Origin of the sequence: Fundidesulfovibrio terrae (assembly GCF_022808915.1) — a bacterium.
In the GTDB taxonomy this organism is placed as follows: Bacteria; Desulfobacterota; Desulfovibrionia; order Desulfovibrionales; family Desulfovibrionaceae; genus Fundidesulfovibrio; species Fundidesulfovibrio terrae.
Genome location: NZ_JAKZFS010000001.1, coordinates 1351811 through 1377796, shown reverse-complemented (window position 1 = coordinate 1377796; position 25986 = coordinate 1351811). Strand labels below are relative to the sequence as shown.

At 65.5% G+C, this 25986-nt stretch carries 25 protein-coding genes; 12 read left to right on the top strand and 13 right to left on the bottom strand.

What is annotated here, in order from left to right:
• Position 1: 1 nt before the first annotated feature.
• The 4 genes from ML540_RS06410 to ML540_RS06395 form a co-directional block, all read right to left on the bottom strand.
• A complete protein-coding gene (locus ML540_RS06410; RefSeq protein ID WP_423747884.1) occupies positions 2-796 on the bottom strand; it encodes an inositol monophosphatase family protein in 795 nt (264 codons plus the stop codon).
• A gap of 55 nt (positions 797-851) precedes the next feature.
• The gene (mreB, locus tag ML540_RS06405; RefSeq protein WP_243359439.1) at positions 852-1877 is read right to left on the bottom strand and encodes a rod shape-determining protein; all 1026 of its coding nucleotides are present in this window, start codon (positions 1875-1877) and stop codon (positions 852-854) included.
• A 73-nt stretch (positions 1878-1950) separates the two neighbouring features.
• Entirely contained in the window at positions 1951-2916 is a 966-nt protein-coding gene (locus tag ML540_RS06400; RefSeq protein ID WP_243359438.1) for a GAF domain-containing protein, read from the bottom strand.
• Between the two features lies 1 nt (position 2917).
• On the bottom strand, positions 2918-3121 hold the full coding sequence (locus tag ML540_RS06395; protein ID WP_243359437.1) for a DUF6485 family protein: 204 nt from the start codon (positions 3119-3121) through the stop codon (positions 2918-2920).
• 236 nt (positions 3122-3357) lie between these two features.
• On the opposite strand from ML540_RS06395, the gene ML540_RS06390 reads away from it, so the two are divergent.
• From ML540_RS06390 to ML540_RS06335, 12 genes are all read left to right on the top strand, one after another.
• On the top strand, positions 3358-5094 hold the full coding sequence (locus ML540_RS06390) for a hypothetical protein (RefSeq protein WP_243359436.1): 1737 nt from the start codon (positions 3358-3360) through the stop codon (positions 5092-5094).
• Between the two features lie 17 nt (positions 5095-5111).
• The gene (gene gcvT, locus ML540_RS06385; RefSeq protein ID WP_243359435.1) at positions 5112-6197 is read left to right on the top strand and encodes a glycine cleavage system aminomethyltransferase GcvT; all 1086 of its coding nucleotides are present in this window, start codon (positions 5112-5114) and stop codon (positions 6195-6197) included.
• A gap of 269 nt (positions 6198-6466) precedes the next feature.
• Positions 6467-7198, top strand: coding sequence for a 16S rRNA (uracil(1498)-N(3))-methyltransferase (locus ML540_RS06380; RefSeq protein WP_243359434.1), 732 nt, complete (start codon positions 6467-6469; stop codon positions 7196-7198).
• A gap of 10 nt (positions 7199-7208) precedes the next feature.
• A complete protein-coding gene (locus ML540_RS06375) occupies positions 7209-8873 on the top strand; it encodes a diguanylate cyclase (protein ID WP_243359433.1) in 1665 nt (554 codons plus the stop codon).
• A 45-nt stretch (positions 8874-8918) separates the two neighbouring features.
• Complete coding sequence (locus ML540_RS06370; RefSeq protein ID WP_243359432.1) at positions 8919-10118, top strand: replication-associated recombination protein A; 1200 nt, start codon at positions 8919-8921, stop codon at positions 10116-10118.
• 9 nt (positions 10119-10127) lie between these two features.
• Complete coding sequence (locus tag ML540_RS06365) at positions 10128-10436, top strand: YciI family protein (protein ID WP_243359431.1); 309 nt, start codon at positions 10128-10130, stop codon at positions 10434-10436.
• A 29-nt stretch (positions 10437-10465) separates the two neighbouring features.
• On the top strand, positions 10466-11284 hold the full coding sequence (locus tag ML540_RS06360; RefSeq protein WP_243359430.1) for a potassium channel family protein: 819 nt from the start codon (positions 10466-10468) through the stop codon (positions 11282-11284).
• 162 nt (positions 11285-11446) lie between these two features.
• Positions 11447-12379 carry a carboxylating nicotinate-nucleotide diphosphorylase gene (gene nadC, locus ML540_RS06355; protein WP_243359428.1) on the top strand — a complete coding sequence of 311 codons (933 nt, stop codon included), beginning with the start codon at positions 11447-11449 and terminating at the stop codon, positions 12377-12379.
• A 45-nt stretch (positions 12380-12424) separates the two neighbouring features.
• A complete protein-coding gene (gene nadA / locus ML540_RS06350) occupies positions 12425-13465 on the top strand; it encodes a quinolinate synthase NadA (protein ID WP_243359426.1) in 1041 nt (346 codons plus the stop codon).
• Between the two features lie 6 nt (positions 13466-13471).
• On the top strand, positions 13472-13957 hold the full coding sequence (locus tag ML540_RS06345) for an aminoacyl-tRNA deacylase (protein ID WP_243359424.1): 486 nt from the start codon (positions 13472-13474) through the stop codon (positions 13955-13957).
• A 28-nt stretch (positions 13958-13985) separates the two neighbouring features.
• Positions 13986-15566: an L-aspartate oxidase gene (gene nadB, locus ML540_RS06340; RefSeq protein ID WP_243359422.1), complete on the top strand. Its 1581-nt coding sequence runs from the start codon at positions 13986-13988 to the stop codon at positions 15564-15566.
• A 227-nt stretch (positions 15567-15793) separates the two neighbouring features.
• Positions 15794-16171 (top strand): hypothetical protein, encoded by a 378-nt coding sequence (locus ML540_RS06335; RefSeq protein WP_243359420.1) that lies wholly within the window; start codon positions 15794-15796, stop codon positions 16169-16171.
• A gap of 75 nt (positions 16172-16246) precedes the next feature.
• Here the strand turns inward: ML540_RS06335 and ML540_RS06330 are convergent, their stop codons facing one another.
• The 9 genes from ML540_RS06330 to ML540_RS06290 all read right to left on the bottom strand — a co-directional run bounded on the left by ML540_RS06330 (position 16247) and on the right by ML540_RS06290 (position 25580).
• Positions 16247-17155, bottom strand: a complete 909-nt coding sequence (locus ML540_RS06330; protein WP_243359418.1) for a pirin family protein — start codon at positions 17153-17155, stop codon at positions 16247-16249.
• 160 nt (positions 17156-17315) lie between these two features.
• The gene (locus tag ML540_RS06325) at positions 17316-18173 is read right to left on the bottom strand and encodes a fumarylacetoacetate hydrolase family protein (protein ID WP_243359417.1); all 858 of its coding nucleotides are present in this window, start codon (positions 18171-18173) and stop codon (positions 17316-17318) included.
• A gap of 130 nt (positions 18174-18303) precedes the next feature.
• The gene (gene secD, locus ML540_RS06320; protein WP_243359416.1) at positions 18304-19905 is read right to left on the bottom strand and encodes a protein translocase subunit SecD; all 1602 of its coding nucleotides are present in this window, start codon (positions 19903-19905) and stop codon (positions 18304-18306) included.
• Between the two features lie 79 nt (positions 19906-19984).
• Positions 19985-20395, bottom strand: coding sequence for a preprotein translocase subunit YajC (yajC, locus tag ML540_RS06315; protein WP_243359415.1), 411 nt, complete (start codon positions 20393-20395; stop codon positions 19985-19987).
• 37 nt (positions 20396-20432) lie between these two features.
• Entirely contained in the window at positions 20433-21173 is a 741-nt protein-coding gene (locus ML540_RS06310; protein WP_243359414.1) for a GltB/FmdC/FwdC-like GXGXG domain-containing protein, read from the bottom strand.
• Positions 21174-21184: 11 nt separating this feature from the next.
• Positions 21185-22282 carry a class II glutamine amidotransferase gene (locus ML540_RS06305; RefSeq protein WP_243359413.1) on the bottom strand — a complete coding sequence of 366 codons (1098 nt, stop codon included), beginning with the start codon at positions 22280-22282 and terminating at the stop codon, positions 21185-21187.
• Positions 22283-22297: 15 nt separating this feature from the next.
• A complete protein-coding gene (locus tag ML540_RS06300) occupies positions 22298-23587 on the bottom strand; it encodes an NAD(P)/FAD-dependent oxidoreductase (RefSeq protein WP_243359412.1) in 1290 nt (429 codons plus the stop codon).
• A 13-nt stretch (positions 23588-23600) separates the two neighbouring features.
• A complete protein-coding gene (locus ML540_RS06295) occupies positions 23601-24053 on the bottom strand; it encodes a 4Fe-4S dicluster domain-containing protein (RefSeq protein ID WP_243359411.1) in 453 nt (150 codons plus the stop codon).
• 3 nt (positions 24054-24056) lie between these two features.
• Positions 24057-25580, bottom strand: coding sequence for a glutamate synthase-related protein (locus ML540_RS06290; RefSeq protein WP_243359409.1), 1524 nt, complete (start codon positions 25578-25580; stop codon positions 24057-24059).
• Between the last annotated feature and the right edge of the window lie 406 nt (positions 25581-25986).

The following is a 25986-nucleotide window of genomic DNA, read 5'->3' as shown; positions in this document are numbered from 1 at the left end:
ATCAACGCATCTCGCCAAGCAGGCCCGCCACGGGTTCGTGCAGCAGGCCGTTGGAGGCGAGGATGGAGCGCGAGCGCAAATGGTAGGGCTCGCGAGGATCGAAGCGGCTCACCCGGCCCCCGGCCTCCTCCACGAGGAGCCACCCGGCGGCGGTGTCCCAGGGCTTGAGCCCTATCTCGTAGAAGGCGTCGAAGCGTCCGGCCGCCGTGTAGGCCAAGTCGATGGAGGCCGCCCCGGGCCTGCGCACGCCCTGGGTGTGCAGGAGCATGTTCTCCAGGTCGGCCATGAGCCCCCGGATGTCCTCGCGCACGGTGTAGGGGAATCCGGTGGCCACGAGGGAGTCCTCCAGGGCGTCGACACTGGACACGCCGATGGGCGCGCCGTTCAAGTATGCCCCGCCGCCACGCACGGCGTGGAACATCTCTCCCATGACAGGGGCGTTCACGAATCCGAGGACGCTCCGGCCGCCGTGCCAGAGAGCCACGGAGGTGGCCACGAAGGGAAGGCGGTGGGCGAAGTTGGTGGTGCCGTCCACCGGGTCGATGATCCAGGTCAGCTCGCCCGGATCGAGGCTCTGGGCGGATTCCTCGGCCAGGAAGGTCGCTTCCGGCAGGATGCGCGACAGGCTCTGTTTGAGGGCGGCCTCGACCGCGAGATCGGTCTGGGTGACCAGGTCGATGCGGCCCTTGCGGGTGACGTCGCTGGGCTGGTCCCAGTGTTCGCGGATGATCTCCCCGGAGGCGGCCACGGCCTGACGGGCCTGCGCGGCCAATGCAGCCAGGTCTTTGGAGTCCAGGGTCATGGCTCGCGCGTCCTTTCCCGATCGGCCCGTGTCGTGCCGGAGCGGAAACCTAGTTGATGAACACCTGGTGGTAGTCGCCCCGGCGTTCGATGGTCTTGCCGGTGCCGCGCACCACGGTGGTGAGCGGGTCGTCGTCGAGCATGACGTGCAGCTGGGTCTCGTCGCCGATGAGCTTGTCCAGGCCTCGCAGGAGCGACCCGCCGCCCGCCAGCAGAAGCCCGCGCGAGGCGATGTCAGTGACCAGCTCGGGCGGGGTCTTCTCCAGGGCCTTGCGCACGGCTCCGACGATGATGGAGACCGGGTCCTTGATGGCCTCGCGGATGTGGCCGTCGTTTATCTCCACCGAGCCCGGAGTGCCCGTGACCATGTTCTTGCCAGCCACTTCCATGGTCAGGGGTTCGGGCAGGGGCACGGCGCTGCCGATCCTGATCTTGATCTGCTCGGCCATGTTCTCGCCGATGAGCAGCTGGAACTGGTCCTGCAGGTAGCGCTGGATGGCCTCGTTGAGCTCGTCACCGGCCACGCGCACGCTCTCGGCGTAGGCCACGGCGGAAAGGGAGATCACGGCCACTTCCGTGGTGCCGCCGCCGATGTCCACCACCATGTTGCCCACGGGCTCCTCGATGGGCAGGCCCGCGCCGATGGCCGCGGCCATGGGCTCCTCCACCAGGCGCACCTCGCGGGCTCCGGCCTGCAGGGCGCTCTCGATCACCGCGCGCTTCTCCACCTGGGTGATGCCGGTGGGCACGCAGATGACGATCTTGGGCTTCACCAGCCTGAAACCGGTGATCACCTTGCGGATGAAGAAGGCGATCATCTCCTTGGTGATCTCGAAGTCGGCGATGACGCCGTCCTTCATGGGGCGGATGGCCCGGATGCGCTCGGGGGTGCGGCCCAGGAACTCCTTGGCCTCCTTGCCCACGGCCACGAGCTGCCCGCTACGCGTTTCGATGGCCACAACCGAGGGTTCGTTGAGCACGATGCCTTCGGCCGGGGTGTAGAGCAGGGTGTTGGCGGTGCCCAGGTCCATGGCCAGGTCCTTGCCGAGAAAGCGGAAGAGTCTGTCGAATATCATGCGCGGCCCGTTCGGATTTATGGTTGGATTTTTGTCAAAATCGATCCTGTCTACGAGCTGGCCGAAAAAAAGTCTATGCCTTGCGCCGGGCCAGCCTTGCCTTAAGATGCAGATTTTCCAGGAACAGGGCCAGCTGGTCGGCCACGGCGGCGGCGAAATCCTTGTGGATTTCCCCGATCACCGCCTGCTCCTGGCTGGCCATCACCAGTACCGCCCGGGTACGCTTGGAGAAGTGCACCGGCTGGCAGATCACCGTCTTGAACACCGGGGAGCTGGCCTGGGCCCCGAACAGCCTGAGCGCGGAAGTGTCGGCGTCCTGGGCCAGGACCGGGGCGTCGTTCTTGAACACCCAGCCGATCATGCCCCCGCCCAGGGGGAAGCTGCCGGGGCTCGGATGGGCCGGGGAGAAGAGCACCTGGCTCACCCCCTCCACCGTGAACACGCAGGCCGCGTCGTCGCGCACCGCCAGGAAGCAGTGCTTGAAACCCACGGCGCGCGAGACAATCTCCAGAAGCTCGTCCAGGTAGGCGTTCCACTTGGGGTGGCGGCGGTGCAGGCCGGGCAGCTGGCGCAGGCACTGGCAGAGCCGGGCTTCTGCGTGGCCCTCGGCCAAAGAGTCGCGCTCAAGGAAAAGGGCCGAGACCAGCCGGGCGAATTCGGCCAGGATCTTCTGGTCCTTGTCGCCGAAGCTGTGCACCTTCTTGGAGTCCAGGCACAACGCCCCGGCCACGCCCTCCAGCGGCACCCCGAGGAAGGCGCGTATCTCGCTCTCGGCGTTGCCGGAATAGTAGCCGAGCACGCCGCGTTTCTGGTCGAAATTGCTCACGAGCAGAGGTTTTTTCTCGCGCACGATCCAGCCGGCAAGCCCCTGCCCGGGGGCCAGGGCCATGCCCTGGCGCACACCGTCGCCCAGGCTGAACGAGGCCGCCAGACGACAACCGTCGCCACCGGGCGCGGGCAGGAACAGCACGGCGGAATAGCTGTCGAAGACGTTGCAGACCAGCTGCAACACCCGCGAGAAGACGTCCGAGCGGGTCATGTCATCCTTGGCGGCAAGACATGAAGAACGCGATGGACCGGTCGTAGCTCTTTTCCTGTTCGGTGGAGAAGTAGCAGGCGGGGAGCTGATCCTTGGCCCGGTGGTGCCTCACGCACTGGCAGCAGTTCCCGTGGCGCGGACATCCGGGATAGGTGCAATTGCAGTCCGGGTTGCCGGATGCCTGGTTGGCGCAGACGTCGCTCATGCTCGTGGACTCCATGGAGCCCCTGTTCCGAGGGGATTCCTACCTTGACAGAACAGGGGAAATAATCTTTTGGTTGTGGACTTTGGGGGCGGGAATCCAGGTGCGTCAGACGCCGCCCGGCAATCCGCCCGGTCACTCTGGTAGCCCAAACCGTCCTGTTTGGAAAGCGGCCAGGACGCCCGGACCGGATGCCGCCGCCCGGGAACAATACGCACGTCTCATCCGGAGCCAGCCACATGTCCTTCACCTGGGAACACGCCTTCTCCAAAGCCGGGCCCAACGGCCTGGCCGGGCGCGTCCGGGCGCTCAAGGACGGCGGGCTCATGGCTCTCAAAGAGTACCTGGACCTGGTCCACGCCAAGCACGCCCTGCTTGGCCCCTATTTCGAGACACCGTCCTATCCCCTGGTGGAAAACCGCGAACTGCTGCCCTCCTTCGAGGTGGACCTCTTCGAATACAAGGAGCTGCCGGGCTTTTCCATGGTGGTGCTGCCCAGGCAGCTCTCCTACTTCCAGGAAATCTTCCAGTACGACATCCTGCACTCCCCCAAGGACGTCTCCCTCCAGCAGCGCAAGGCCAGCCCGGCCCTCACCGAGCGCATCCGGCAGAACAACCTGAACTCGCTGACCCTGCGCATCCCCAAGCAGAGCCAGGACCGGTTCCGCCAGCGTTTTTCCTCCTCGGACATCACCTCCCTGGACAACTACCCGGACCTTCTGCCCACGCTCCTGCACATGGAGCGCGCCCACGTGCTGGCCCACAACTCGCGCGGGAAGTTCCACCTGGCCGGGGTGTACGCCTCCTTCCCCTCGTACCTCGACACGGAGCTCAAGCAGTTCGGCCTGCGCATCGGCAAGTTCAGCTCCGGCGACGACGAGAAGTACGAGGTGAACCGCCTGTTCGTGTACCAGTTCCTCATGGAGCTCTACGGCTTCCCCATCGTCAGCGAGCGGCGCACCTCGTCGGCCATGTTCGCCAGGCGCCTTTTCCGCTCCGGCGAGGAGTTCATGGTGCGCGTGCTGGGCCAATCCGACCGCACCCTGACCACCATCTATTCCCACCCCGACGCCAAGCACTACCCCAGGGTGGAGAAGCTGGCCCTGGTGAGCGTGCACGAGCACTTCCGCGACACCGTGAAGACCCTGCGCGAAGGCGGCTATTTCGTGGACCCCGACCGCCGGGTGGCCCTTCTGCGGGTCATCTACAACCAGCACAAGTACGACCCCGACAACGTCCGGCAGGACCGCGCCCTGTCCGTGGTGCGCCAGGAGGTCATCCACCCCCTCACCGGCCAGGTCCTCTCCGGGGTCAACATCATCAAGGACTCGTACTCCATGTTCCTGCGCCTAAACGACATCGTGCGCGGGGAATACCACGGCCGCATCGTGTTCAAGCGCCACGAGATCGTGGAGGGCACCGAGTCCGACGACAAACGCCTCAAGTTCCTGCACAGCTGGCTCACCAAGCACCAGCGCAGGATCATCAGCTATTCCGATGATTTCTACGCCAACGTGGTCAAGGTGCTGGACGGCTACCTGCTCTCGCCCGACAACTACGAGCGCTTCACTCCCATGCGCTCGCTGCACCAGGAAGTCTGGAGCAAATACAGCTACATACAGCAGGCTCGCAAGCTCAAGACCCTGGAGGACCTGCTCAACCGCCAAGTCAAGGGGCAGAAGCTCTCCTACCTGTCCATGCTGACCTCCTTCACGGAGATCGTGGCCGATCTCAAGTTCGAGATGGTCAATTATTTCGATGAGCTGGTGGAGCGGGTCATCAAGATGACCGAAACCATCCTCCAGGATCGCTACCTGCACAAGAACTTCGTCAACCGCAAGGACGACGACCTGTCCGTGTACGGCCTGCAGATCAAGAAGATGTACGGGCGGCTCGTGTCGCTCTTCGACGAGTTCTCTCGCATCCGCAAGCTGCGCATGGAACAGCCCCGGACGCAAACGCTCATCACCCTCTAAAACCGCGGAGACGTTTCGTGGAAAAGCTCTTCATCACGCCGCTCAATGGCTGGCACAAGGCCAACGGGGCCAAGATGGTCCCCTTCGCCGGATGGGAAATGCCCGTGCAATATTCCGGCATCATCGCCGAACACCAGCACTGCCGCACCAAGGCCTGCATCTTCGACATCTGCCACATGGGCGAGTTCAGCCTCAAGGGCGCCGGAGCCAAGGACGCCCTGGCCCGCGCCGTCACCCAGAACCTGGAGACCCTGGCCCCGGGCAAATGCCGCTACGGCTTCCTGCTCAGCACCGAGGCCGGCGTGCTGGACGACCTCATCGTCTACCGCCTGGCCGAGGACGAGTTCATGCTGGTGGTGAACGGAGCCTGCATCGACTCCGACTTCGCGGCCATCAAGTCCCGCCTGCCCGGTACGCTCGCCTTCGAGAACATCTCCGACGCCACTGCCAAGATCGACCTGCAGGGCCCCAAGTCCTATGAGGTGCTGTGCCGCCTGCTGCCCGGGGACTGGTCCAAGCTCGGCTACTTCAGCTTCGTGAAGGCCGCATTCGAGGGCGCGGAAATCATCGTCAGCCGCACCGGCTACACCGGGGAGCTGGGCTACGAGTTCTACCTGCCCTCGGAAAAGGCCCAGGCCCTGTGGGAGAAGCTGGCCGCCGACCCCGAGGTGATCCCGGCCGGGCTCGGCGCGCGCGACACCCTGCGCCTGGAGATGGGCTACCCCCTCTACGGGCAGGACCTGGACACCAAGCACACCCCGGTCGAGGCCGGATACGAGGGCATGCTGACCTCCACCGCCGACTACGTGGGCAAGGACAAGGTCTTCACCGTGCGCGAGAAGCTGGTGGCCCTCTCCATCGAGGGACGCCGCAGCGCGCGGCACCACGACAAGGTCTGCCTGCCCGGCGGCGAGGAAGTGGGCGTGGTGACCAGCGGATCGTTCTCGCCCACGCTGGGGCATTCCATCGCCCTGGCGTTCGTGAAAGCCTCCGCCGCCGACTCGGCCGACTTCGTGGTCAAGGCGGCCAAGGCGGAACTGCCCGCGAAAAAGACCGAACTGCCCTTCTACAAGGGCGCCACGGCCAGGACCAAGCTGGCGTAGTTTTGTGCCTCTCCCCAGCAGGAGAGACGCATGAACACAGAGAAGAAGCAGGGCTCTGCCCTGCACCCGCCGGGGGGAGAAGCCTCCCCCCGGACCCCGGCCTTTCGCTTCGCGCCGATGCTCGTCCAGGTGGACGAGCATCGCGCCGCCGCGTCCCGGCGCGGGGGCCCCCCGCCCCCCCGCGAAGCTATAAGGGAGTCCAGAAGGCGTGAGCCCTTTGGCCGCCGGAGGCTCCCCTCCCCGACCCAACTTTCAACCCGCCCACTCCCATGGCCAGACTCGACTCCTTCTTTCTCCCGCCCGAATCCTGGGCCCCCCCCTTCCGCCTGGAAGGCGACGAGGCGCGCCATCTCGCCAAGGTGCTGCGCCTGGGCCCCGGCGCGCGGGTGCGCTGCTTCGACGGCCAAGGCCGCGAGGGTCTCTTCACCGTCGAATCGGTCAAGGGCGGCGTGACGCTCTGCCTCGAATCCGAATCCTTCGTCCCCGCCCCCACCCACGAGACCTGGCTGGCGCTCGGCTGGAACAAGTCCACGCGGCGCGGCTGGCTTCTGGAAAAGGCCGTGGAGCTTAACGCTACGGGCATCCAGTTCTTCGAGGCATCGCGCAGCCAGGGCGGCATGCCAAAGGCCCCCAAGGACACCTGGCTGGCCCAGATGGTTGCCGGGGCCAAGCAGTGCGGCAATTCCTGGCTGCCCCGGCTGGAGATGGTCCAGGGCGGCGCGGCGGGGGTCATTGAACGCACGGCGGATTTCGACTCGCGGATGCTCCTCTGGGAATCGCCGGACGTCCGGCGAGGACTCGCCCGGCGGGACTTGACCGCGCCGGGGCGGCGTGTTTTCCTTCTAGGCCCCGAAGGAGGGCTGACCAGCGCCGAAGCCTCCCTCTTCCAGGACGCCGGATTCACCGCCGTGACCCTGGGGCCCAGGCCTCTGCGCTGGGAAACGGCCGCCCTTCTGTGCCTGGGACTCAGCTGGTGGGGGGCGAACACCGAAAACGAGTGAGTACACCTCGATGAAAGCCTGGATTCTCGCCGCCGAAGCCTTCACGGTCTACGGCCTCGTGCTGTGGTCCCATTCCCTGCGCCACCGTTTCGGGCTGGCCTTCTTCTACGCGCTGCTTGGCAGCCTTACGGCCATCATGTCCTGGATAACGGACGCGGGCGTGGCGGTGCAGTTGGGGGACGTCACCTTCCTGGTTGGCTCCACGGTCTTCTACACCTCGCTTTTGCTCGGCGTGTTCGTGGTCTACGTGTTCGACGGCCCCCGGGCCACGCGGGTGGCCATCCTCACTGTGGTGGGGGTCTCGGCCCTGGTGCCGCTCATATCGCTCGTGCTGCACATGCAGACCCACCTTTCCAGCACCAAGCCCCTGGCCTACGTCCCCATACCCAGCCTGCGCATCAATCTGGCCAGCGTGGCCACCACCCTGGCGGACCTGCTCTTCCTGGCCGTGTGCTGGGAATACCTGCACGGCAGGTTGCGCTCCGTGCCGCTGATGGCCAAGGCGTTCCTGACGCTTCTGGGCGTGATGTGGCTGGACGTCATCCTGTTCAACTCCGGCGCGTTCCTGGGCGAGAGCTCCTACGTCTCCATCATGAGCGGCACGCTGGTGAGCCGGCTCATCATCTCCTGCTTCGCCGCGCCTATCCTGTGGGCGTACCTGGGCTGGCAGAACAGCATCGCGGGCGTGTACATGCCCCATCGCCCGGTGTTCGCCATCCTGCAGGAGCTCTCCGAGCTGCGTGTGGAGCTCCAGACCGCCCAGGAGGAGATCCAGCGCCGCAAGGAGGCCGAGATCTCCCTGGCGCGCAGCGAGAAGCGCTACCGGCAGCTCATCGTCAACGCCAGCGAACCCATCGCCGTCATCCAGAACGACCTCTACCTGCTGCACAACGCCCGATTGCTCGAGTTGACGGGCTTGAGCGACGACGACCTGCAGCGGGCCAGTTTCTCCGACTTCGTCCATCCGGGCGACCGTGACCGGGTCATGACCCTGGCCTACGCGGCCATCAAGCACGCGGGCAAGCCCCAGAGCGTCGAGTTCAGGGCGCTCACCGCCACCGGCCATCCCATGACCGTGCAGGCCAACCTGGTGGGCATCGACTGGGACGGGCACGGAGCGTTCCTGATGTTTTTGCACGACGTCACCGAGCGGCGCCAGACCGAACGCAGGCTCATGGCCGAGGCCACCCTGGACGAGCTGACCGGCGTGCTCAACCGCCGGGGATTCACCGAACGCTTCGAGGCCGCCGCCGACCGGCTCGCCCGCGACGGCAAGAGCTACTGCGTGCTCTACCTGGACGTGGACAACTTCAAGCCCTTCAACGACGAACACGGCCACGCCACCGGCGACGCCGTGCTCAAGGCCGTGGCCGGGGCCGTGACGACCCACGTGCGGGAGGAAGACCTGATCGGGCGCATGGGCGGGGACGAATTCACCGTGCTGCTCTCCGGGGCGGACGGCCGGGAAGCCGGGATCGTGGCGAGCCGCATCCTCGAATCCGTCCGGGCATCCTGCCTGGGGGTGGAGGACAAGCCCCTGAGCGTCACCGTGAGCATCGGCCACGCCCAGTACGACCCCGAACATCCGGTCTCGGCCTTCGAACTTCTCGACCAGGCGGACCAGGCCCTGCTCGAAGCCAAACGCCTGGGTGGCGATCAAGTCAGGCCGCAATGACAAACAGGACGTGACAACCGTCATGCAAAAGCGTAGATTTGGTTCATGCCACCTTTAGCCCACGCTATCCGGCCGGAGTCCTTCGAGGAATTCACCGGCCAGGGCCACGTCATCTCCAGGCTCACGACCATGCTCAAGGCCCCGCGCCTGCCGAGCATCCTGTTCTACGGCCCGCCGGGGTGCGGCAAGTCCACCCTGGCGATCCTCCTGGCCAAGACCAAGGGCAGCCCGTACGTCCGGGTCAGCGCCCCGGAGGCGGGGCTGGCCACCCTGCGCACCCTCATCGAGGGCAAGGAAATCCTCATCCTGGACGAGCTGCACCGCTTCTCCAAGGCCCAGCAGGACTTCTTCCTGCCGCTTCTGGAGAACGGCGACATCACCCTGCTGGCAACCACCACCGAGAATCCGTCCTTCTCAGTGACCAAACAGCTGCTCTCGCGCCTGCACGTCATGCGCCTGCGGGCGCTGTCCCACGGGGAGATGATGCTGGTGGCGCGGCGCGGCACGGAGGCCCTTAAGCTCGACCTGCCCCAGGAGAGCCTGGACATTTTGTCCTTCATGTCCGGCGGCGACGCCAGGACGTTTCTGAACCTGCTGGAATTCACGGCCCAGCTGCCGCCGGAAAAACGCGACCCCAAGGAACTCAAGCACAACCTGCCCGAGCAGGTCATGCGCGGCGACCGGGACGCGGACCAGCACTACGAGCTGGTCTCGGCCTTCATCAAATCAATCCGGGGCTCGGACCCGGACGCGGCCCTGTACTACCTGGCCTGCATGCTGGAATCCGGCGAGGACCCGCGCTTCGTGTGCCGCAGGCTGATCCTGTCCTCCTCCGAGGACATCGGCCTGGCCGACCCGCGCGCCCTGCCCCTGGCCGTGGCCTGCCAGCAGGCCGTGGAGATGGTGGGCATGCCCGAGGGGTTCATCCCCCTGGCCGAGACCACGGTGTACCTGGCCCTGGCTCCCAAGAGCAATTCCACCTACGCCGCCTACCTGGCCGCGCGCAAGGAAGTGACCACCCAGGGCATGCGGCCGGTGCCGCTGCACCTGCGCAACCCTTCGGCCAAGCTGCAGCGGCAGTGGGGCTTCGGCGAGGGCTACAAATACCCCCACGCCTACCCGGGCAGTTGGGTGGAGCAGGAATACCTCCCCGAGGGCCTCTCCGGGCTTCGCTTCTACCAGGACAAGGACCAGGGCGAGGAGCCCAAGCTGGCCGCCCGGCTCAAAGGGCTCAAAAAGAAATAGGATGACCACATGCAGGACCAAAAGACCTACCTGATGCTCTTCAAGGCCAAACGCGACGACTTCGTCAAGACCATGACCGCCGAGGAGAAGGCCCTCATGGAAGAGCATGCCGCCCATTGCCGAGGGCTGGCGGCCCGCGACAGGATCGTTCTCATGGGAGTCTGCCCGGACGGTGCGTACGGCGTCATGGTGTTCAGGGCGGACTCCGACGAGGAAGCCCGGCGGTTCTTCGACGAGGACCCGGCGGTAAAGGCCGGAGTGGTGCATCCCGAGCTGCATCCGTTCGTCACCGTGTTCCCCTTCCAGCACCAGGAGTAGACGCGGCCTGGCCCGCGGGTATCAGCCCCATGCGCACCTCCCGCCTCTACATTTTCGGTTCGCTCTTTCTCCTGGCATTGACCGGGGGCACCTTCGGCTTTCATCTCGTGGAGGGCGTGGGGCTCTTCGATTCCTTCTATTTCTCCATCATCACCATGAGCACCGTGGGCTACGGGGACATCCACCCCTGGACCACCGGCGGCAAGCTCATCGCCATATGCCTGGTGTTCGCGGGAGTGGGCACGTTCGTGGGCGTGGTGGAGTCCGTGGCCGAGTCGGTCTTTTCCGTGAAGGAGGAGCGCGCCAAGCGCGAGAAGCGCAACATGATCCGGGGGATCTTCTTCTCCGACGTGGGCCTGGACCTGCTCTCCCGCATCGTGCCCGCCGACCCGGCCCGGGACGGGCTCTACGGCAGGCTGGACGTGAACGCCTCCTGGGACAGGAAGCGCTTCAAGAAGGCCGCCAAGCTGCTGGACGCCCACGTCTTCACTTTGGACGCCTCGCAAGTTGACCTTCATGCCGTGCGCGCGCTTCTGCGCGAGAAGTCGGACCTTCTGCTGCGCCTGCTGGAAAATCCCAGCATCGGTGAGCACGAGGCGTTCTCCGACACTTTGCGGGCCATCTACCACCTGCGAGACGAGATCCTCTGCCGCCCCGAGGACCTCTCCACCCTGCCCGCAAGCGACCTCAAGCACCTGGGCGGGGACCTGTCGCGGGTCTACTCCTACATCAGCGGCCAGTGGCTGGCCTACGTGCGCTACCTCAAGGAGTCCTACCCCTACCTGTTCTACCTGGCGGTCAGGACGAATCCGTTCAACCCGGAGGCCAGCCCCATCGTGAAGGAATAAGCGCGCCTCCGGCCGCGGATGCATGAGTAAAATATACTCATCGCACCGGCGCCGGACCGCATAAAGCCGCACCAACGATGCAGAAGGACTGCCGCACCAGTTTGTGAAACCGTTATCAATCCTGCATTTGCCGTTCTACGCCCTTCCCTGGCACTCTCTTTCATGCTACCCGCCCCTTTCATCATGACCACCTTCGACGACTTCTTCACCGGCCCCGCCCGCGACTACCTCATCCGGGCCGTGGACCTGGCCCTGGAAGAGGACGGACCAGACCTGACCGCCAAGGCGGTCTTCGCCCGGGGCGACCGGCTCGCCGCGCGCATCGTCGCCAAGGAGGACTCCCTGGTGGCGGGCCTGCCCATCGCGGACATGGTGCTCGCCCGCATGGGCATCCTGGGCGTGACCGAATGCGAGTACCCGGCCAAGGACGGGGACGCGGTCCCAGCGGGCACGCTGGTGGGCCTGTTCACCGGCCCGGCCGTGGGGCTCCTCAAGGCCGAACGGGTTATCCTCAACTTCCTCTGCCACCTCTCGGGCATCGCCAACCTGACGGCCCGCTACGTCGCGGCTCTTTCGGGCTCGCGCACGCAGCTTTTGGACACGCGAAAGACCCTGCCGGGGCTGCGTTACCCGGAGAAGTACGCCGTGCTCGTGGGCGGCGGCCTGAACCACCGGCGCACCCTGGCCGAGATGCTCATGCTCAAGGACAACCACATCGACCGGGCCGGAGGCATCCCCCAGGCCGTGGCCGCCGTGCGCCGCGCCTATCCACAAGGCTCGCCCCCCCTCGAGGTGGAATGCCGCAGCCTTAACGAGGTGCGCCAGGCCGTGGAGCTTCGGCCCAACCGCATCATGCTCGACAACATGACCATGGACCAGATGCGCGAAGCCCTGGCGATGATCCCCCAAGGCATCGAGACCGAACTGAGCGGCGGCGTGAGCCTGGAGGCCCTGCCGGAACTCGGCGCGCTCGGGGCGGATTTCATATCGGTGGGGCGCGTCACCCATTCCGCGCCTTACGCCGATTTCAGCATGCAGATAGGTGTTGCGGCCCCCTCCGGGCCCGCGCCGTCCTCAAGAAACCGTTCCGCATAATACGGGAGTCCAGAGGGCGAAGCCCTCTGGCCACCGGAGGCATCCATGACGACCAATACCCGCGAGCACCAATTCATCGAGGACATGCGCCAGAAACTCGGCAAGCGCCTGGTGATCCTTGCGCACCACTACATGTCCGACGCCGTGGCTCGCCACGCCGACTACACGGGCGACTCCCTGGAGCTGTCGCGGCGCATCCCGGACCTGGACGCCGAATACATCGTGTTCTGCGGCGTGTTCTTCATGGCCGAAACCGCCGCCATCCTGGCCAAACCCGGCCAGAAGGTGTTCATCCCGGAGATGAACTCGCGCTGCGTCATGTCCGACATGGCCCCGGCCTGGCTTGCCGAGCGGGTGCTGGACACCCTGGCCGAGGGCGGGCTTTCCGTGACGCCGCTGACCTATGTGAACTCCTCGGCGGCTGTGAAGGCGCTGGTGGGCTCGCGTGGAGGCTCGGTGTGCACCTCGGCCAACGCCAAGACCATGCTGACCTGGGCGCTGGCCAAGGGTCCGCACACGCTCTTTCTCCCGGACTTCCGCCTGGGCTTCAACGCGGCGGACTGGATCGGCCTGCCCAAGGAGGACCGCCACATCGTGGACGTGCGCGAGCACGGCCGGGCGGTCAACCTGGACAAGGCCCGCCGGGCGAAGCTCCTGCTCTGGCCCGGGCAATGCGTCATCCATTCGCGATTCAAGCCTGAGACCATCCGCAAGGCGCGAGCCGAATCGCCCGGCTGCCTGGTTGTAGTGCACCCCGAGTGCCACCCCAACACCGTGGCCCTGGCCGACGCCTGCGGCTCCACGTCGTTCATCATCAAATTCGTGGCCGAGGCCCCCGAGGGTTCGGTGATCTACGTGGGCACGGAGTTCAACCTGGTGAACCGGCTGGCCGACAAGTACCGGGGCGTCAAGGATGTGCGGCCGCTGCTCTACTCCACCTGCTCCAACATGGAGAAGGTGACCGAGCCCAATCTGGCGAAGCTGCTGGCCGACCTGGACGAAGCCCCCACCGTGCAGGTGGACGAAGCCCTCAAGGACCCGGCCAAGCTGGCCCTCACCCGGATGCTGGAAGCGTGCGCCAGGTGAGCCACGATGAGTAAATCCGCAGCCATCCCGGCTACCGGAGCCACCCGATTTCTCAAGGAGAAGAAAGTGCCCTTCGAGGTCCGTCTGTACTCCTACGTGGACCACGGCGGCACGGAACGCGCGGCCGAGGAACTGGGCGTGGACGAACACGTGGTGGTGAAGACCCTGGTTTTCGAGGACGAGGCCAAGCGCCCCTTCCTGGTGCTCATGCACGGCGACAACGAGGTGTCCCTCAAGGAGCTGGCCCGTCAGCTCGGGGTGAAGACGGTGACGCCCTGCTCGCCGGATGCGGCGAACCGCCATACCGGCTACCAGGTGGGAGGCATCTCCCCCTTCGGGACGCGCAAGCAGTTGCCGGTTTACGCGCAAAAGAGCATCTTCGCCCTGCCGGAAATTCTCATAAACGCGGGCAAGCGCGGGGCCTTGGCGGCCCTGGACCCGAAACATCTGCGCGAGCTGCTGGACGCTTCCGAGGTGGACGCGGCCAGATAAAAGCCCGAGGAAGGGAGGAAGGGGCGTCATGTTCCATTACCGCATGAAGACCCAGGTGCTGGTGATCGGCTCCGGATCCGCCGGATGCGCCGCGGCGCTCACCCTGGCCGACAAGGGCCTGGAAGTGGTGCTCCTGTGCGCCGGGGACAAGCTCACCGACGGCAACTCCTCCCTGGCCCAGGGCGGCATCGTCTACACCAGCCCCGAGGACAGCCCCAAGCTCCTGGAGCGCGACATCCTCACCTGCGGCTGGAAGCACAACCACGTCACGGCCGTGCGCTTCCTGGCCCGCAAGGGGCCGGAGGTGGTCAAGAACCTGCTCATCGACAAGCTCAAGGTGCCCTTCGAGCGCGCCGAGGACGGCGATTTTCACCTCACCAAGGAGGGCGGGCACAGCCTGGCGCGCATCCTCCACTGCGCCGATTCCACCGGCTATTCCATCATGGCCCACATGGTCGCGGCGGTGGAAAACCATCCCAACATCAAGGTGCTCACCCGGCGCACCGCCGTGGACGTGCTCACCTCGCACCACCACGCGGCGCTGCTGGAATACAAGTACCACCTGGTGAACCAGTGCCTGGGAGCCTACGTGTTCAACGAGGTCTCGGGCGTGGTGGAGACCATCCTGTCCGACTACACCGTGCTGGCCACCGGCGGCGTGGGGCAGATCTACCTGCACACCACCAACACCCGGGCCTGCGTGGGCTCGGCCCTGGCCATGGCCTACCGCTGCGGCGCGCGCTTCATGAACATGGAGTTCATCCAGTTCCATCCCACGGCCCTGTTCCACCGGGCAGAGCGCCGCTTCCTCATCACCGAGGCCATGCGCGGCGAGGGGGCGCGGCTCATGAACTCCAAGGGCGAAGCCTTCATGGCCGGCTACGACTCGCGCGCCGACCTTGCCCCGCGCGACATCGTCACCCGGGCCATCATGGAGGAGCTGCTCAAGTCCGGCGAGGACTGCGTCTACCTGGACGCGGCCAACTTCGTGCCCGACGTGGCCCGGCGCTTCCCGGGCATCGCCAAGAAGTGCGCCGAGATCGGCATCAACATCGCAAGCGACCCCATTCCGGTGGTCCCGGCGGAGCACTACTCCTGCGGCGGCGTGCTGGTGGACGTGCACGGACGCACCACCGTGGACCGCCTCTACGCCGTGGGCGAGTGCAGCTGCACTGGCGTGCACGGGGCCAACCGCATGGCCTCCACCTCGCTCCTGGAATGCCTGGTGTGGGGCGTGAGCGCGGGCAGCTACATCGGCTCGCGCTTCGGGTCCAAGCCCGCCATCACCCGCAAGCTGGCCGATTCCGTGCCGGACTGGGTCTCCCCCGGCCAGGAGCGCAACGAGGACCCCGCGCTCATCAGCCAGGACTGGACCACCATAAAGCACACCATGTGGAACTACGTGGGCATCCACCGCACCGCGTCGCGCCTCAAGCGCGCCTTCGAGGACCTGCGGGACCTGAACGTCCACCTGCACGACTTCTACCGGGAAACGCCGCTCTCCAAGCCCATCGTGGACCTGTTCCACGGCTGCCAGGCGGCCTACATCATCACCCTCTCGGCCATGCGCAACACCAAAAGCCTGGGGTGCCATTACAGGGTGAATTGACCACGCCGGCGCGGCCATCACCGCAGGCCGCGGGTGCCTGACAGCCGACATCGAGGCCGGGACGCCGCCCAAACGTGCCCTCCCCCCAGGCGCGCCTTCCTGCGCGTCGTGCATTGACTCCGGCCACGTTTGCTGGTTTATGATGGGGTTTGCTGGTCTGTCCCAGCCACCCGCGCGCACGGCGCGTGGGCCTGCTCCGCCAGCCAACCTGCAACGGGGGGATCAACATGCGAAAGTATTCTGCCGTTCTCACCGCCTTGTGTGTTCTGGCTTGGGCCTTCGCGGCCATGGCCGTGACCCCGGAAAACCCGAAGATCATGCTCAAGGCGGGCGAGGAGGTCTACGCCTGCGCCTGCGGCAAGGACTGCCCCTGTCAGGCCCTGTCCAAGCAGGCGGCCAAGTGCCCCTGCGGCAAGGACATGGTCAAGTCGATGGTCATGAAGGTCGAGGGCGACACCGCCGTGATCAAGGTCAACGGCGCGGAACAGACCTTCCCCACCAAGGGCAAATTCGTCTGCGGCTGCGGAGAATCCTGCCCCTGCAACTTCGTGAGCCAGACCGCGGGCAAGTGCGCCTGCGACAAGGACCTCGTTCCGGCCAAGTGACGGCCGGGCCAAGCTGGACGCAAAAAGGGCGCTGTCCCCAGGCGAGGGGGCCGCGCCCTTTTCATGTGGACCGGGCTACGGATGCTTCACGAACGTCCCCTTGGCGTACTCCTCGAAGGCCGTGCGCAGCTCCTGCTGCGTGTTCATGACGATGGGGCCGTACCAGGCGATGGGCTCGCCAAGGGGCTTGCCGGTGAGGAGCACGAAGCGCAGGACGGAGTCCACGGCCGTGACCCCCACCTGAGCGCCCTCTCGCTCATAGAGCACCGTGGTCTCCGGGCCGCACAGGCAATCCCGGTCAACATCGAGCCATCCGGCCCCCACCATCTCCACGTCGAAGGCGTCGCGACGGGTGTCGAAGTAGCCGCGCCCGTCCAGGACATAGGCCACGGCGGTGTGCCCATCCTTCACGGCGTGGGTGAACATGCCGCCCGTGGGAACCGAGACGTCCAGGAGCTCCGGGTCGATGACGATGTCGCGCACCGGGCCCCGGACTCCGGCCACTTCCCCGCAGATGACCTTCACCCGCGCCCCCGATTCCAGCACGGCCTCGGGGATGGAGGCGGCCTTCACGTCGCGGTAGCGCGGGTCCATCATCTTCTGCCGGGCCGGCAGGTTGGCCCAGAACTGGAACCCCCACAGCATGCCGCTTGGCGTCTGCTTGGGCATCTCCTGGTGGATGATGCCGCTGCCCGCGGTCATCCACTGCACGTCGCCCGCGCCAATGACGCCCGTGTTGCCCATGCTGTCCCCGTGCTCCACCCTGCCCTCCAGCACGTAGGTGATGGTCTCGATGCCCCGGTGGGGGTGCCACGGGAAGCCCGGCAGGTACTCGGCCGGGTTGGCGGTATGGAAATCGTCGAGCATCAGGAACGGATCGAACTCGGGCACCTGCGAGTAGCCGAAGGCCCGCTTGAGGTGCACCCCCGCGCCCTCTATCGTGGGGCGGCTCTTGAATATCTTGGCGATGCGGCGTGTGACCATGTTGGCCTCCTTTCCCTGCGGCGGGCGATCCGGCCGCTGGAATGGGCCCCATGTAGCACGGGCGGGAGGTTCCTGTACACGGTCCGCTGATGCGGAACGAAACAAGGCGCGGTCAGGGCCGCGCCTTGTTTCGTGCGTCACCGGGCGAGGGCTCAAGCCGTCATGCGCCCTGTTTTACCACGCTGTTGCGAAGCACCCCCACCCCGTCGATCTCGATCTCGCAGACGTCGCCCTCCTTCATGAACACCGGGGGCTTGCGCGCGAATCCGACACCCGAGGGGGTGCCGGTGACGATCATGTCACCCGGCGAGAGGGTCATGGCTTCGCTCAGGATGGACACGAGCGACGCCACGTCGAACATCATATCGTCGGTGGAAGCCTCCTGCATGACCGCGCCGTTCAGGCGCGTCTGCAGCCTGAGCCCCTTGCAGCCGGGCGGCAGCTCGTCGGGCGTGACCAGATACGGCCCGAACGGGCCTGTGCCGTCGAAGTTCTTGCCGATGGTCCACTGCGGGGTCTTGAACTGGTAGTCGCGGATGGAAGCGTCGTTGAATATGGAATAGCCCGCCACATGGTCCAGGGCCGTCTCCTTGGGGATGGCCTTGCCGCCCTTGCCGACCACGGCCACGAGTTCGCCCTCATAGTCGAGCTGGTCCGATACCGCGGGGATCACCAGCGGCGCCTCGTGGCCGATGAGGGTGGAGGCGAAGCGGGCGAACAGGGTGGGGTAGGCTGGGACCTCGTAGCCGGTCTCGGCCGAATGCGCCGTGTAGTTGAGGCCCACGCACACGATCTTGCCGGGCCTGCGAAGCAGGGGCAAGAGCGCGGGCGAAGCGAGCCGCACCACGGGCGCGGCCTGAAGCCGCCTGCCGACCGCCTGGAGGTCGACCCCACGCGCCAGCAGCTCGTCCAGGTCGCCGGGATACTCCGGATGGTCCGAACACAGGCCGTTGAGCCTCTTCCCGTCGCTCACAGCAATGCCGGTGCGGCCGTCCCGTTCAAACATCGCGAAACGCATGAGATCCTCCCCGCGTTGACGGTTCCGGAAATGAAAAAGGGGCGCGGCCTAGGCCGCGCCCCTGATGAACCCGCATTTCAAAGGGCAGAGCCCGATGCAAGGCCGGGAACGCACCCGGACGGCCACCGAGCTAGATCGACAGCCTCGCCTCGGCGCTTTTGCCGCGCAACCACATGTCCATCAAGGTGTGGCTGACGAAGATGGCCGTGAACATGGAGGCCACGATGCCCAGCAGCAGGGTTACGGCGAAGCCCCGGATGGGGCCGGTGCCGAACTCGTAGAGCACCAGCGCCGCGATGGCCGTGGTCACGTTGGCGTCCAGGATGGTCAGCGAGCCGCGCGTGAAGCCCTCCTTGATGGAAGCGCGCGACGGCAGGCCGAGCCTGATCTCCTCGCGGATGCGCTCGAAGATGATGATGTTGGCGTCCACCGACAGGGCCATGGTCAGGATGATGCCCGCGATGCCCGGCAGGGTGAGGGTCGCGCCGAACATGGCCAGACCGGCCATGATGAGCACCACGTTGAACACCAGGGCCACGTTGGCGATCACGCCCGAGAAGCCGTAGTACACCAGCATAAAGAGCGCGATGGCCCCGCAGGCCACGCCGATGCTCAGCACGCCGTTGTCGATGGACTCCTGCCCGAGGGAGGGACCCACGGTGCGCTGCTCGAGCACGTTGACCGGGGCAGGCAGGGCGCCCGCGCGCAGCACCACGGCCAGGTCGCGGGCTTCGGTCTCGGAGTAGCGGCCGGTGATGGTGGCCTTGCCGCCGGCGATCTTGTCCTGGATGACCGGTGCGGAATACGCCTTGCCGTCCAGGATGATGGCCATGCGCTTCTTCAGGTTCTCGCCGGTGACGCGCTCGAAAATCTTGGCGCCGCGCGAGGTGAATGTCAGGCCAACGTAGGGCTGGTTGTTGTTCTGGTCGAAGTTGACCCGGGCGTCGGCGATGAGTTCGCCGGTCATGACCGCCTCGGACTTCACCACCAGGGGACGCTCGGTGTACTCGCCATTGGGGGCGGCGATGCGTTCCATGATGATCTCGCGGCCCGGGGGCAGAAGACCCTTGGCCACCTTGGCGGGATCGACCGAATCGTCCACGATCTTGAATTCCAGATGGGCGGTCTTGCCCACCAGGGCGATGGCCCGGTCGGGATCCTTGAGGCCGGGCAGCTGGATCTGGATGCGGTCCCCGGCCTGCTTGCGGATGTCGGGCTCGGCCACGCCGAACTGGTCGATGCGGTTCCGTATGGTCTTGACCGCCTGGTCAACGGTGAGGCCCTCGAGGTTCTTGGCGTACTCGGGGGTGAAGGCTAAGGAATACTTGATCTTGCCGTCGTCGACCACTTCGGATTTGAGGATCCGCATGCCGGAGAACTGCTTCTTGAACAACTCCTCGAAGGCGTCCTTCTTGTCCGGGGTGGCCAGGACGAACTCGAGGCGTTTGGGCTCCGGCATGTTCTGCCGGATGATGGTCATCTCCTTCTCCTGGGCGAAGGACTTGACGTCCTGCCCGGCCTGGGCCAGCGAGTTGGACAGGGCCTTCTCCACGTCGACGCCGAGCGTCAGGTGGATGCCGCCCTTGAGGTCCAGGCCGAGGCTGACCTGGTTGCCGGGGAGCACATGCCCCAGGGGGGACTGCCGCACGGATTCGATGGAAGGCAAGGTGAAAGCGAGGCCCAAAACGAGGGCGACCGCCACGACGATCAAGCGCCAGGACAGGCTGGACATGCACGCTCCTTCATGCGCGAAGAGGGGAAACCACCGGTTTCCCCCCTGCATAGAGTCAAAAGGTCAGGCAAGGCCGGATTTACTTCAATTCTTCCGGCTTGTCTTCCTTCTTTTCACCGTTCTTTCCACCCTTCTTGCCGTCCTTCTTGGGCGCCTCGGGCATGTCCGCGAGACCGGCCACGTAGCTGCGCATGACGGTGATGACGACGTTGGGGGCGATCTCGACATTCACTTTGTCGTCGGTGAGGGAATCGATGCGGCCGTAGATGCCGCCGCCGGTGAGGATCCTGTCGCCGCGCTTGAGGTTCTTGAGAAGCTCGCGCATTTCCTTCTGCTTCTTCTGCTGGGGACGGATAAGCAGGAAGTAGAAGATGACGAACATCAGGACGAGGGGCAGGAAAGACATCAGTCCGCCGCCCTGTCCACCATCGCCTCCGGCCCCGGCTCCGGGCATCTGGCCCATGGCATACGCCACGCTGGTCAGCAACATTGAATCCTCCAGGAGTTGTTTACGTGGTTCCCCACGCCTAGCAGGCCACGTACAAGTTGCCGTACGGGCGGTGCGAGAAGGGTTTCACGCGCTGGAAGGGTTCCGCCAAAATCGCCTGCAAGTCAACCCCGAATTCCTTGCTGAAGAGCTCGAGATTGGCCTTGATGAGGGCCATGTCCTCTTCGTCCACGGCCTCGGTCTTCAGGTGGGGTCCGAGCTGCTCCTGGGGCACTTCACCGCGCACGTAGATGGCGCCGCCGTGCATGCCGGTGCCCATGGACCGCCCGCAGATAGGCGCGTCGGGCTTGCCGGTGAACATGCCCAGCAGGATGATCGCCCCGCCGGCCATGTATTCGCCCAGGAAGTCGCCGGCCTTGCCGCCCACGACCAGGACGGGGAACTTCTCCTTGTAGGCCTTCATGTGGATGCCCACGCGGTAGCCCACGTCGCCCTTCACCAGAACCTTGCCGCCGCGCATGGCGTAGCCCACCACGTCGCCGGCCATGCCGTTGATGGCCACCAGGCCGTCGTCCATAGTGTTGGCCACGCCGTCCTGGGCGTTGCCCTCCACGCGGATGTAGGGCCCGCGCATGAAGGCGGCCATGTCCTGGCCGGGCACGCCGTGCACCAGGAACTTGAGGTCGCCGTCCAGGCCGTCGGCGATGTAGCGCTGGCCGCGCACGTTGATGATCTCGAACTCGGTTTCGCCCTTGGCGACGAGCTCGCGGATCTGCTTGTTCAATTCACGATAGTAGATGTTGTCGGCATCGAGCAGCATGTGGCGTCCTCTTAATCTTCCAGCTTCACGATGACGGGTTCGCCCGCCTTGGGGGCCCATACGGTGTCCAGTTCGCGGCAGACGTCGCGGATGGAGGACTCCTCGCTGGACATGAACACGTTGTTGCCGCGCTCGGCCACGATCAGGGGCCTGAGCTTGATGCGGTCGTTCAGGCCCATGAGGCAGGTGCCGTCCGAGACCAGGATGGCGAAGGGACCGTTGAGCAGGGCCGAGCCGTAGACCATGCGCAGGGCCTCGAAGGCTTTCCGCTGGTCCGCGGGCATGCGGTCGATCTCGTCCCAGAACGGCGGCGCGAACACCCAGGAGGCCATGCGCAGGGACAGGCCGTGCTTGCGCACCAGCATGTCCAGCTCGTAGGCCACGACCTCGGTGTCGGTCATGAGGGTGCACTCGTAGTCGTGCTCGCAGAGGTAGCGGCGGTTGATGCCGTAGGAGCTGATCTCGCCGTTGTGCACGATGGACCAGTCCAGCAGGGTGAACGGGTGCGCCCCGCCCCACCAGCCCGGGGTGTTGGTGGGGAAGCGGTTGTGCCCGGTCCAGATGTAGGCGCTGTATTCGTCCAGGCGGAAGAACTCGGCGATGTCCTCGGGGAAGCCGACGCCCTTGAAGGCGCCCATGTTCTTGCCCGAGGAGAAGACGAAGGCCGGGGTCTTCTTGTTGATGTGCATGATGACGTTGACGACGTAGTCCTTCTCGTCGTTGGTGCGCCACATGGGCCGATCCGCGCCCTGTTTGGCCGAGAGGAAGAAGCGCCAGACTATGGGCGGGTTCTTGATGGCCGGGGTGGGCTTGGTGGGGATGGGCTGGGACTCGTGGATGGTGAAGAACTTCTTGATGAGTTCCTCGGCCGCGTCGAGCCCGTCCTGGGTGTCGGCCATGACGTGGAAGGCGTACTTGTCGGCATGGTCGGGGTAGATGCCGTAAGCCGCGAAGCCGCCGCCCAGGCCGTTGCCGCGGTCATGCATGGTGCACATGGCCTGGATGGGCATGGAACCGGGGATCAGCTCGCGCTTGGTGTTGATGACGCCGAAGACGCCGCAGCCCGAGATGTCCTTTTCGAAGTCGTAATATCTTTCTGGAGCCTTCATTGGCTTTGCGTCTCCTTAAACGATCTCTTGGGCGCCGACAGGGTTGAACTTCTCGTCGAAGAAGCCTTCCGGCCACTGCAGGATGGAGGGCTGTCCCTTGATGAGCTTGTCCTTGGTCTCGGCGTCCAGGGGGAACTTGAAGCGGATGAACCCGGTGTAGATGCCCGCGATGTCGATCTCGCCCAGCAGCACATAGCCCACCAGCTTGCCGTCCTTGAAGACCAGCTTGCGGTAGGTGCCGTGCTCCTCGTCCAGGGTGTCGGCCACCTCGATGCCGGGCTCGCCCGGGGCGGGGTTGACCGTGCCCACGGACACCGTGGGCAGCCCGTAGAAGGCGATGGCGTTCATGGCCAGGCCGCCGGTGTAGGGGCTGTCGGCCCCGGCCATGTTCTTGCCCGCGTAGTAGCCCTGGTTGAATGCGTTGGGCCAGATGGGCACCACGCGGTTCTCGTCCAGAATCAGATCCTTGGCCTGGGCAACGTCGCCGGCGGCGTAGACGTCCGGATTCGAGGAAGCCATGGAGTCGTTCACGATGATGCCCCGGTCCACGGTGATTCCGGCGTCCTTGGCCAAGGCCGACGCGGGCACCACGCCGATGGCGATGACCACGGCCTGGCAGGGCAGGAAGGTGCCGTCCTTCAGGGTCACGCCCTGGACGTTGCCATCCGGGCCGCGCTTGATCTCGGTGGCCTGGGTGCCGCAGTGCACCGCGATGCCCACTTCCTCCAGGCGCTTGGCCACGAGGTTTCCGGCCTTGTCGTCGAAGGCGGCCGAGAGCACGCGGGGGGCCAGCTCCACGATGGAGATCTTCACTCCCCTGTCGTGCAGGGATTCGGCGGCCTTAAGCCCGATGAGCCCGCCGCCGATGACCACCACGTTCTTGCAGGTCTTGGCCACGTCGATGAGGGTCTCGGCGTGGGCCAGGGTGGTGAAGCTGTAGACCCCGGGGCCGTCCTTGCCGGGCAGCGGCGGGATGAAGGGCACGCCGCCGGTGGCCACCAGGAGTTTGTCGTAGGGATAGTTGTGTCCGTCCGCCGTGGCCACGGTCTTGGCCTTAGCGTCGATGCCGGTCACTTTCGCGCCCAGGATCATCTTCACCTTGTTCTTGTCGTAGAAGGTGACGGGACGCAGCTGCATGCGCTCGGGACCGATCTTCCCGGCCAGCAGGTAGGAGATGAGCGGACGGCCGTAAGTGGGGGTGCTCTCCTCGGAGATGACCATGATCTCTCCCTCGGAGTCCACCTTGCGGATGCCCTCGATGGCGCCCACGCTGGCAACGCCGTTGCCCACGATCACATATTTCATCGCATTTCTCCGCTTAGTCCTTGCCGCGATCTTCGTAGACCAGGCCAGCGTTGGGGCAGGCTTCCACGCAGGCGGGCATGTCGCGGCCCGCGCACATGTCGCACTTGACGATCTTTTCCTTGAACGGGTGCCTGCGGATGGAGCCGAAGGGACAGGCCATCAGGCAGGACCAGCAGCCCACGCACTGCTCTTCATTGTATTCGCAGCGCCCGGTCTCCGGGTTCTTGGTGAGCGCGCCCGAGATGCAGGCGGCCACGCACATGGGCTCCTCGCAGTGGCGGCAGGACAGGGCCACGCACACGGGGCCCTCCTGGACCACGCCGCGGCGCGGGGCCAGGCCGTCCCGGGCCTTCTCCACGTTGTGGGCCAGGATCACGTCCTTGGACTTGGAGTGCGCGGTCAGGCAGGCCACCTCGCAGAGGTGGCAGCCGATGCAGACTTCCTTGTTGGGGTATATCTTCTTCATGGCTTACCTCCCCGCCGCCTTGACGCCCAGGGTGTCCAGCTCGATCTGGCTCAGGCCCACGGCGCGCAGCTTGTCGCGGTTGCCGCGCAGGCTCTCGATGGAGTTGAGCCCCATGCCGCCAAGCATCTCCTCGATCTCATGCGACCAGGCCTTCATGAGGTTGGCCATCTTCTTGGCCGCGATATCGGGGTTCTGGCGCTTGGCCAGGTAGGGGTCGTTGGTGGCGATGCCCCAGGGGCATTTGCCGGTGTAGCAGCGCGCGCACAGGGTGCAGCCCACGGCCAGCAGGGCCGCGGTGGCGATGTAGACCGCGTCCGCGCCCAGGGCGATGGCCTTGACCACGTCGGCGGAGCAGCGGGTGCCGCCCGCGATGACGATGGAGGCGTCGTTGCGGATGCCCTCGTCGCGCAGGCGCTGGTCCACGGAGGCCAGGGCCAGCTCGATGGGGATGCCCACGTTGTCGCGGATCATGGCCGGTGCCGCGCCGGTGCCGCCGCGGATGCCGTCGATGGCCACGATGTCCGCTCCGGCGCGCACGATGCCCGAGACGATGGCGGCCACGTTGTGCACGGCAGCCACCTTGACCGACACGGGCACCTTGTAGTCGCTGGCTTCCTTGAGGGCGTAGATGAGCTGGTGCAGGTCCTCAATGGAGTAGATGTCGTGGTGCGGCGCAGGCGAGATGGCGTCGGACCCGAGCGGCACCATGCGGGTCTCGGAGACCATGGCGTTGATCTTCTCGCCGGGCAGGTGCCCGCCGATGCCGGGCTTGGCGCCCTGGCCGATCTTGATCTCGATGGCCGCGCCCGCGTTCAGGTAGTCGCGGTGCACGCCGAAGCGGCCGGACGCAACCTGCACGATGGTGTTCTTGCCGTATTTGTAGAGGCTCTGGTGCAGGCCGCCCTCGCCCGTGTTGTAGTAGGTCCCGACCTCGGTGGCGGCGCGGGCCATGGCCACGTGGAGGTTGAAGTTGATGGACCCGAAGCTCATGGCCGAGAACATGATGGGGATGTCGAGCTTGATATTGGGCTTGAGCTGGGTCTTGAGCTTGGGACCGTCGGCGGTCTCCTCGAACTCCAGGCGCGTGGGCTTGGACCCCAGGAAGGTCCTGAGCTCCATGGGCTCTCGCAGCGGGTCGATGGAGGGGTTGGTGACCTGGCTGGCGTCGAGCAGCAGCTTGTCCCAGTAGACGGGGATGTCCACCGGGGACCCCATGCCCGCCAGCAGCACGCCGCCGGAGTCGGCCTGCTTGTAGACGTTCTTGATGAACACCGGCCGCCAGAGAGCGTTGGGCTTGAAGTTGGAGGGCTTCTCCTGGATCAGGAGGGCCTGAGTGGGACAGTACGCCTCGCACCGGTGGCACCCGATGCACTTGGTATTGTCATGGCGCACGCACTGCCGGGCTTCATCCCAGTAGTGGACGCCGTATGAGCACTGGCGCACGCACACCTGGCAGTTGATGCAGGCGTCCTTGTCCCGGACGACGTAAAAGTCGTGGTAATTCTTGTTTATGGGAGCGAAGGCCAAGACGGTCACCTCTTTCGAATGTTTTGGAGGGGGTTCGGCGGACTCCGTTGGTGCGGTGTCCCCGGCCCGCTCCCCCTTCAAGGCGGCGGGCCGAGCAGCCCCTGCGGCATGGGTGGCCGGGGCGTAAATTGAAGTGGGAAGTGGAGAATGTGTATTATCGGCAAGTTCGTCAAGCGGAAAAAGGGATTAAAATACCCCCTTAATCCAGGCGAGGCAAGGAAATCCGGCCATTTTCGCGGGTTCAAGGGTATTTACAATATGGAAACTTTTTTTCGCGGTGTTCCGCTGAGCGTACCATTGTTGTCGTATGGGAGCATTGCTCGTCCGTGACGGAACTTCCCGGTAGAACTGGCGCGGGACGGCGGGTCGCAAGGGTGTGGAGGCCTGGAGAGGAAATGCGCTACAT

Bases quoted from the DNA above. Each gene is read 5' to 3' on its own strand.
- mreB (WP_243359439.1), bottom strand. From the start codon at position 1,877: ATGATATTCGACAGACTCTTCCGCTTTCTCGGCAAGGACCTGGCCATG.
- ML540_RS06400 (WP_243359438.1), bottom strand. From the start codon at position 2,916: ATGACCCGCTCGGACGTCTTCTCGCGGGTGTTGCAGCTGGTCTGCAAC.
- ML540_RS06395 (WP_243359437.1), bottom strand. From the start codon at position 3,121: ATGAGCGACGTCTGCGCCAACCAGGCATCCGGCAACCCGGACTGCAAT.
- ML540_RS06390 (WP_243359436.1), top strand. From the start codon at position 3,358: ATGTCCTTCACCTGGGAACACGCCTTCTCCAAAGCCGGGCCCAACGGC.
- ML540_RS06380 (WP_243359434.1), top strand. From the start codon at position 6,467: ATGGCCAGACTCGACTCCTTCTTTCTCCCGCCCGAATCCTGGGCCCCC.
- ML540_RS06375 (WP_243359433.1), top strand. From the start codon at position 7,209: ATGAAAGCCTGGATTCTCGCCGCCGAAGCCTTCACGGTCTACGGCCTC.
- ML540_RS06370 (WP_243359432.1), top strand. From the start codon at position 8,919: ATGCCACCTTTAGCCCACGCTATCCGGCCGGAGTCCTTCGAGGAATTC.
- ML540_RS06365 (WP_243359431.1), top strand. From the start codon at position 10,128: ATGCAGGACCAAAAGACCTACCTGATGCTCTTCAAGGCCAAACGCGAC.
- ML540_RS06360 (WP_243359430.1), top strand. From the start codon at position 10,466: ATGCGCACCTCCCGCCTCTACATTTTCGGTTCGCTCTTTCTCCTGGCA.
- nadC (WP_243359428.1), top strand. From the start codon at position 11,447: ATGCTACCCGCCCCTTTCATCATGACCACCTTCGACGACTTCTTCACC.
- nadA (WP_243359426.1), top strand. From the start codon at position 12,425: ATGACGACCAATACCCGCGAGCACCAATTCATCGAGGACATGCGCCAG.
- ML540_RS06345 (WP_243359424.1), top strand. From the start codon at position 13,472: ATGAGTAAATCCGCAGCCATCCCGGCTACCGGAGCCACCCGATTTCTC.
- nadB (WP_243359422.1), top strand. From the start codon at position 13,986: ATGTTCCATTACCGCATGAAGACCCAGGTGCTGGTGATCGGCTCCGGA.
- ML540_RS06335 (WP_243359420.1), top strand. From the start codon at position 15,794: ATGCGAAAGTATTCTGCCGTTCTCACCGCCTTGTGTGTTCTGGCTTGG.
- ML540_RS06330 (WP_243359418.1), bottom strand. From the start codon at position 17,155: ATGGTCACACGCCGCATCGCCAAGATATTCAAGAGCCGCCCCACGATA.
- ML540_RS06325 (WP_243359417.1), bottom strand. From the start codon at position 18,173: ATGCGTTTCGCGATGTTTGAACGGGACGGCCGCACCGGCATTGCTGTG.
- secD (WP_243359416.1), bottom strand. From the start codon at position 19,905: ATGTCCAGCCTGTCCTGGCGCTTGATCGTCGTGGCGGTCGCCCTCGTT.
- yajC (WP_243359415.1), bottom strand. From the start codon at position 20,395: ATGTTGCTGACCAGCGTGGCGTATGCCATGGGCCAGATGCCCGGAGCC.
- ML540_RS06310 (WP_243359414.1), bottom strand. From the start codon at position 21,173: ATGCTGCTCGATGCCGACAACATCTACTATCGTGAATTGAACAAGCAG.
- ML540_RS06305 (WP_243359413.1), bottom strand. From the start codon at position 22,282: ATGAAGGCTCCAGAAAGATATTACGACTTCGAAAAGGACATCTCGGGC.
- ML540_RS06300 (WP_243359412.1), bottom strand. From the start codon at position 23,587: ATGAAATATGTGATCGTGGGCAACGGCGTTGCCAGCGTGGGCGCCATC.
- ML540_RS06295 (WP_243359411.1), bottom strand. From the start codon at position 24,053: ATGAAGAAGATATACCCCAACAAGGAAGTCTGCATCGGCTGCCACCTC.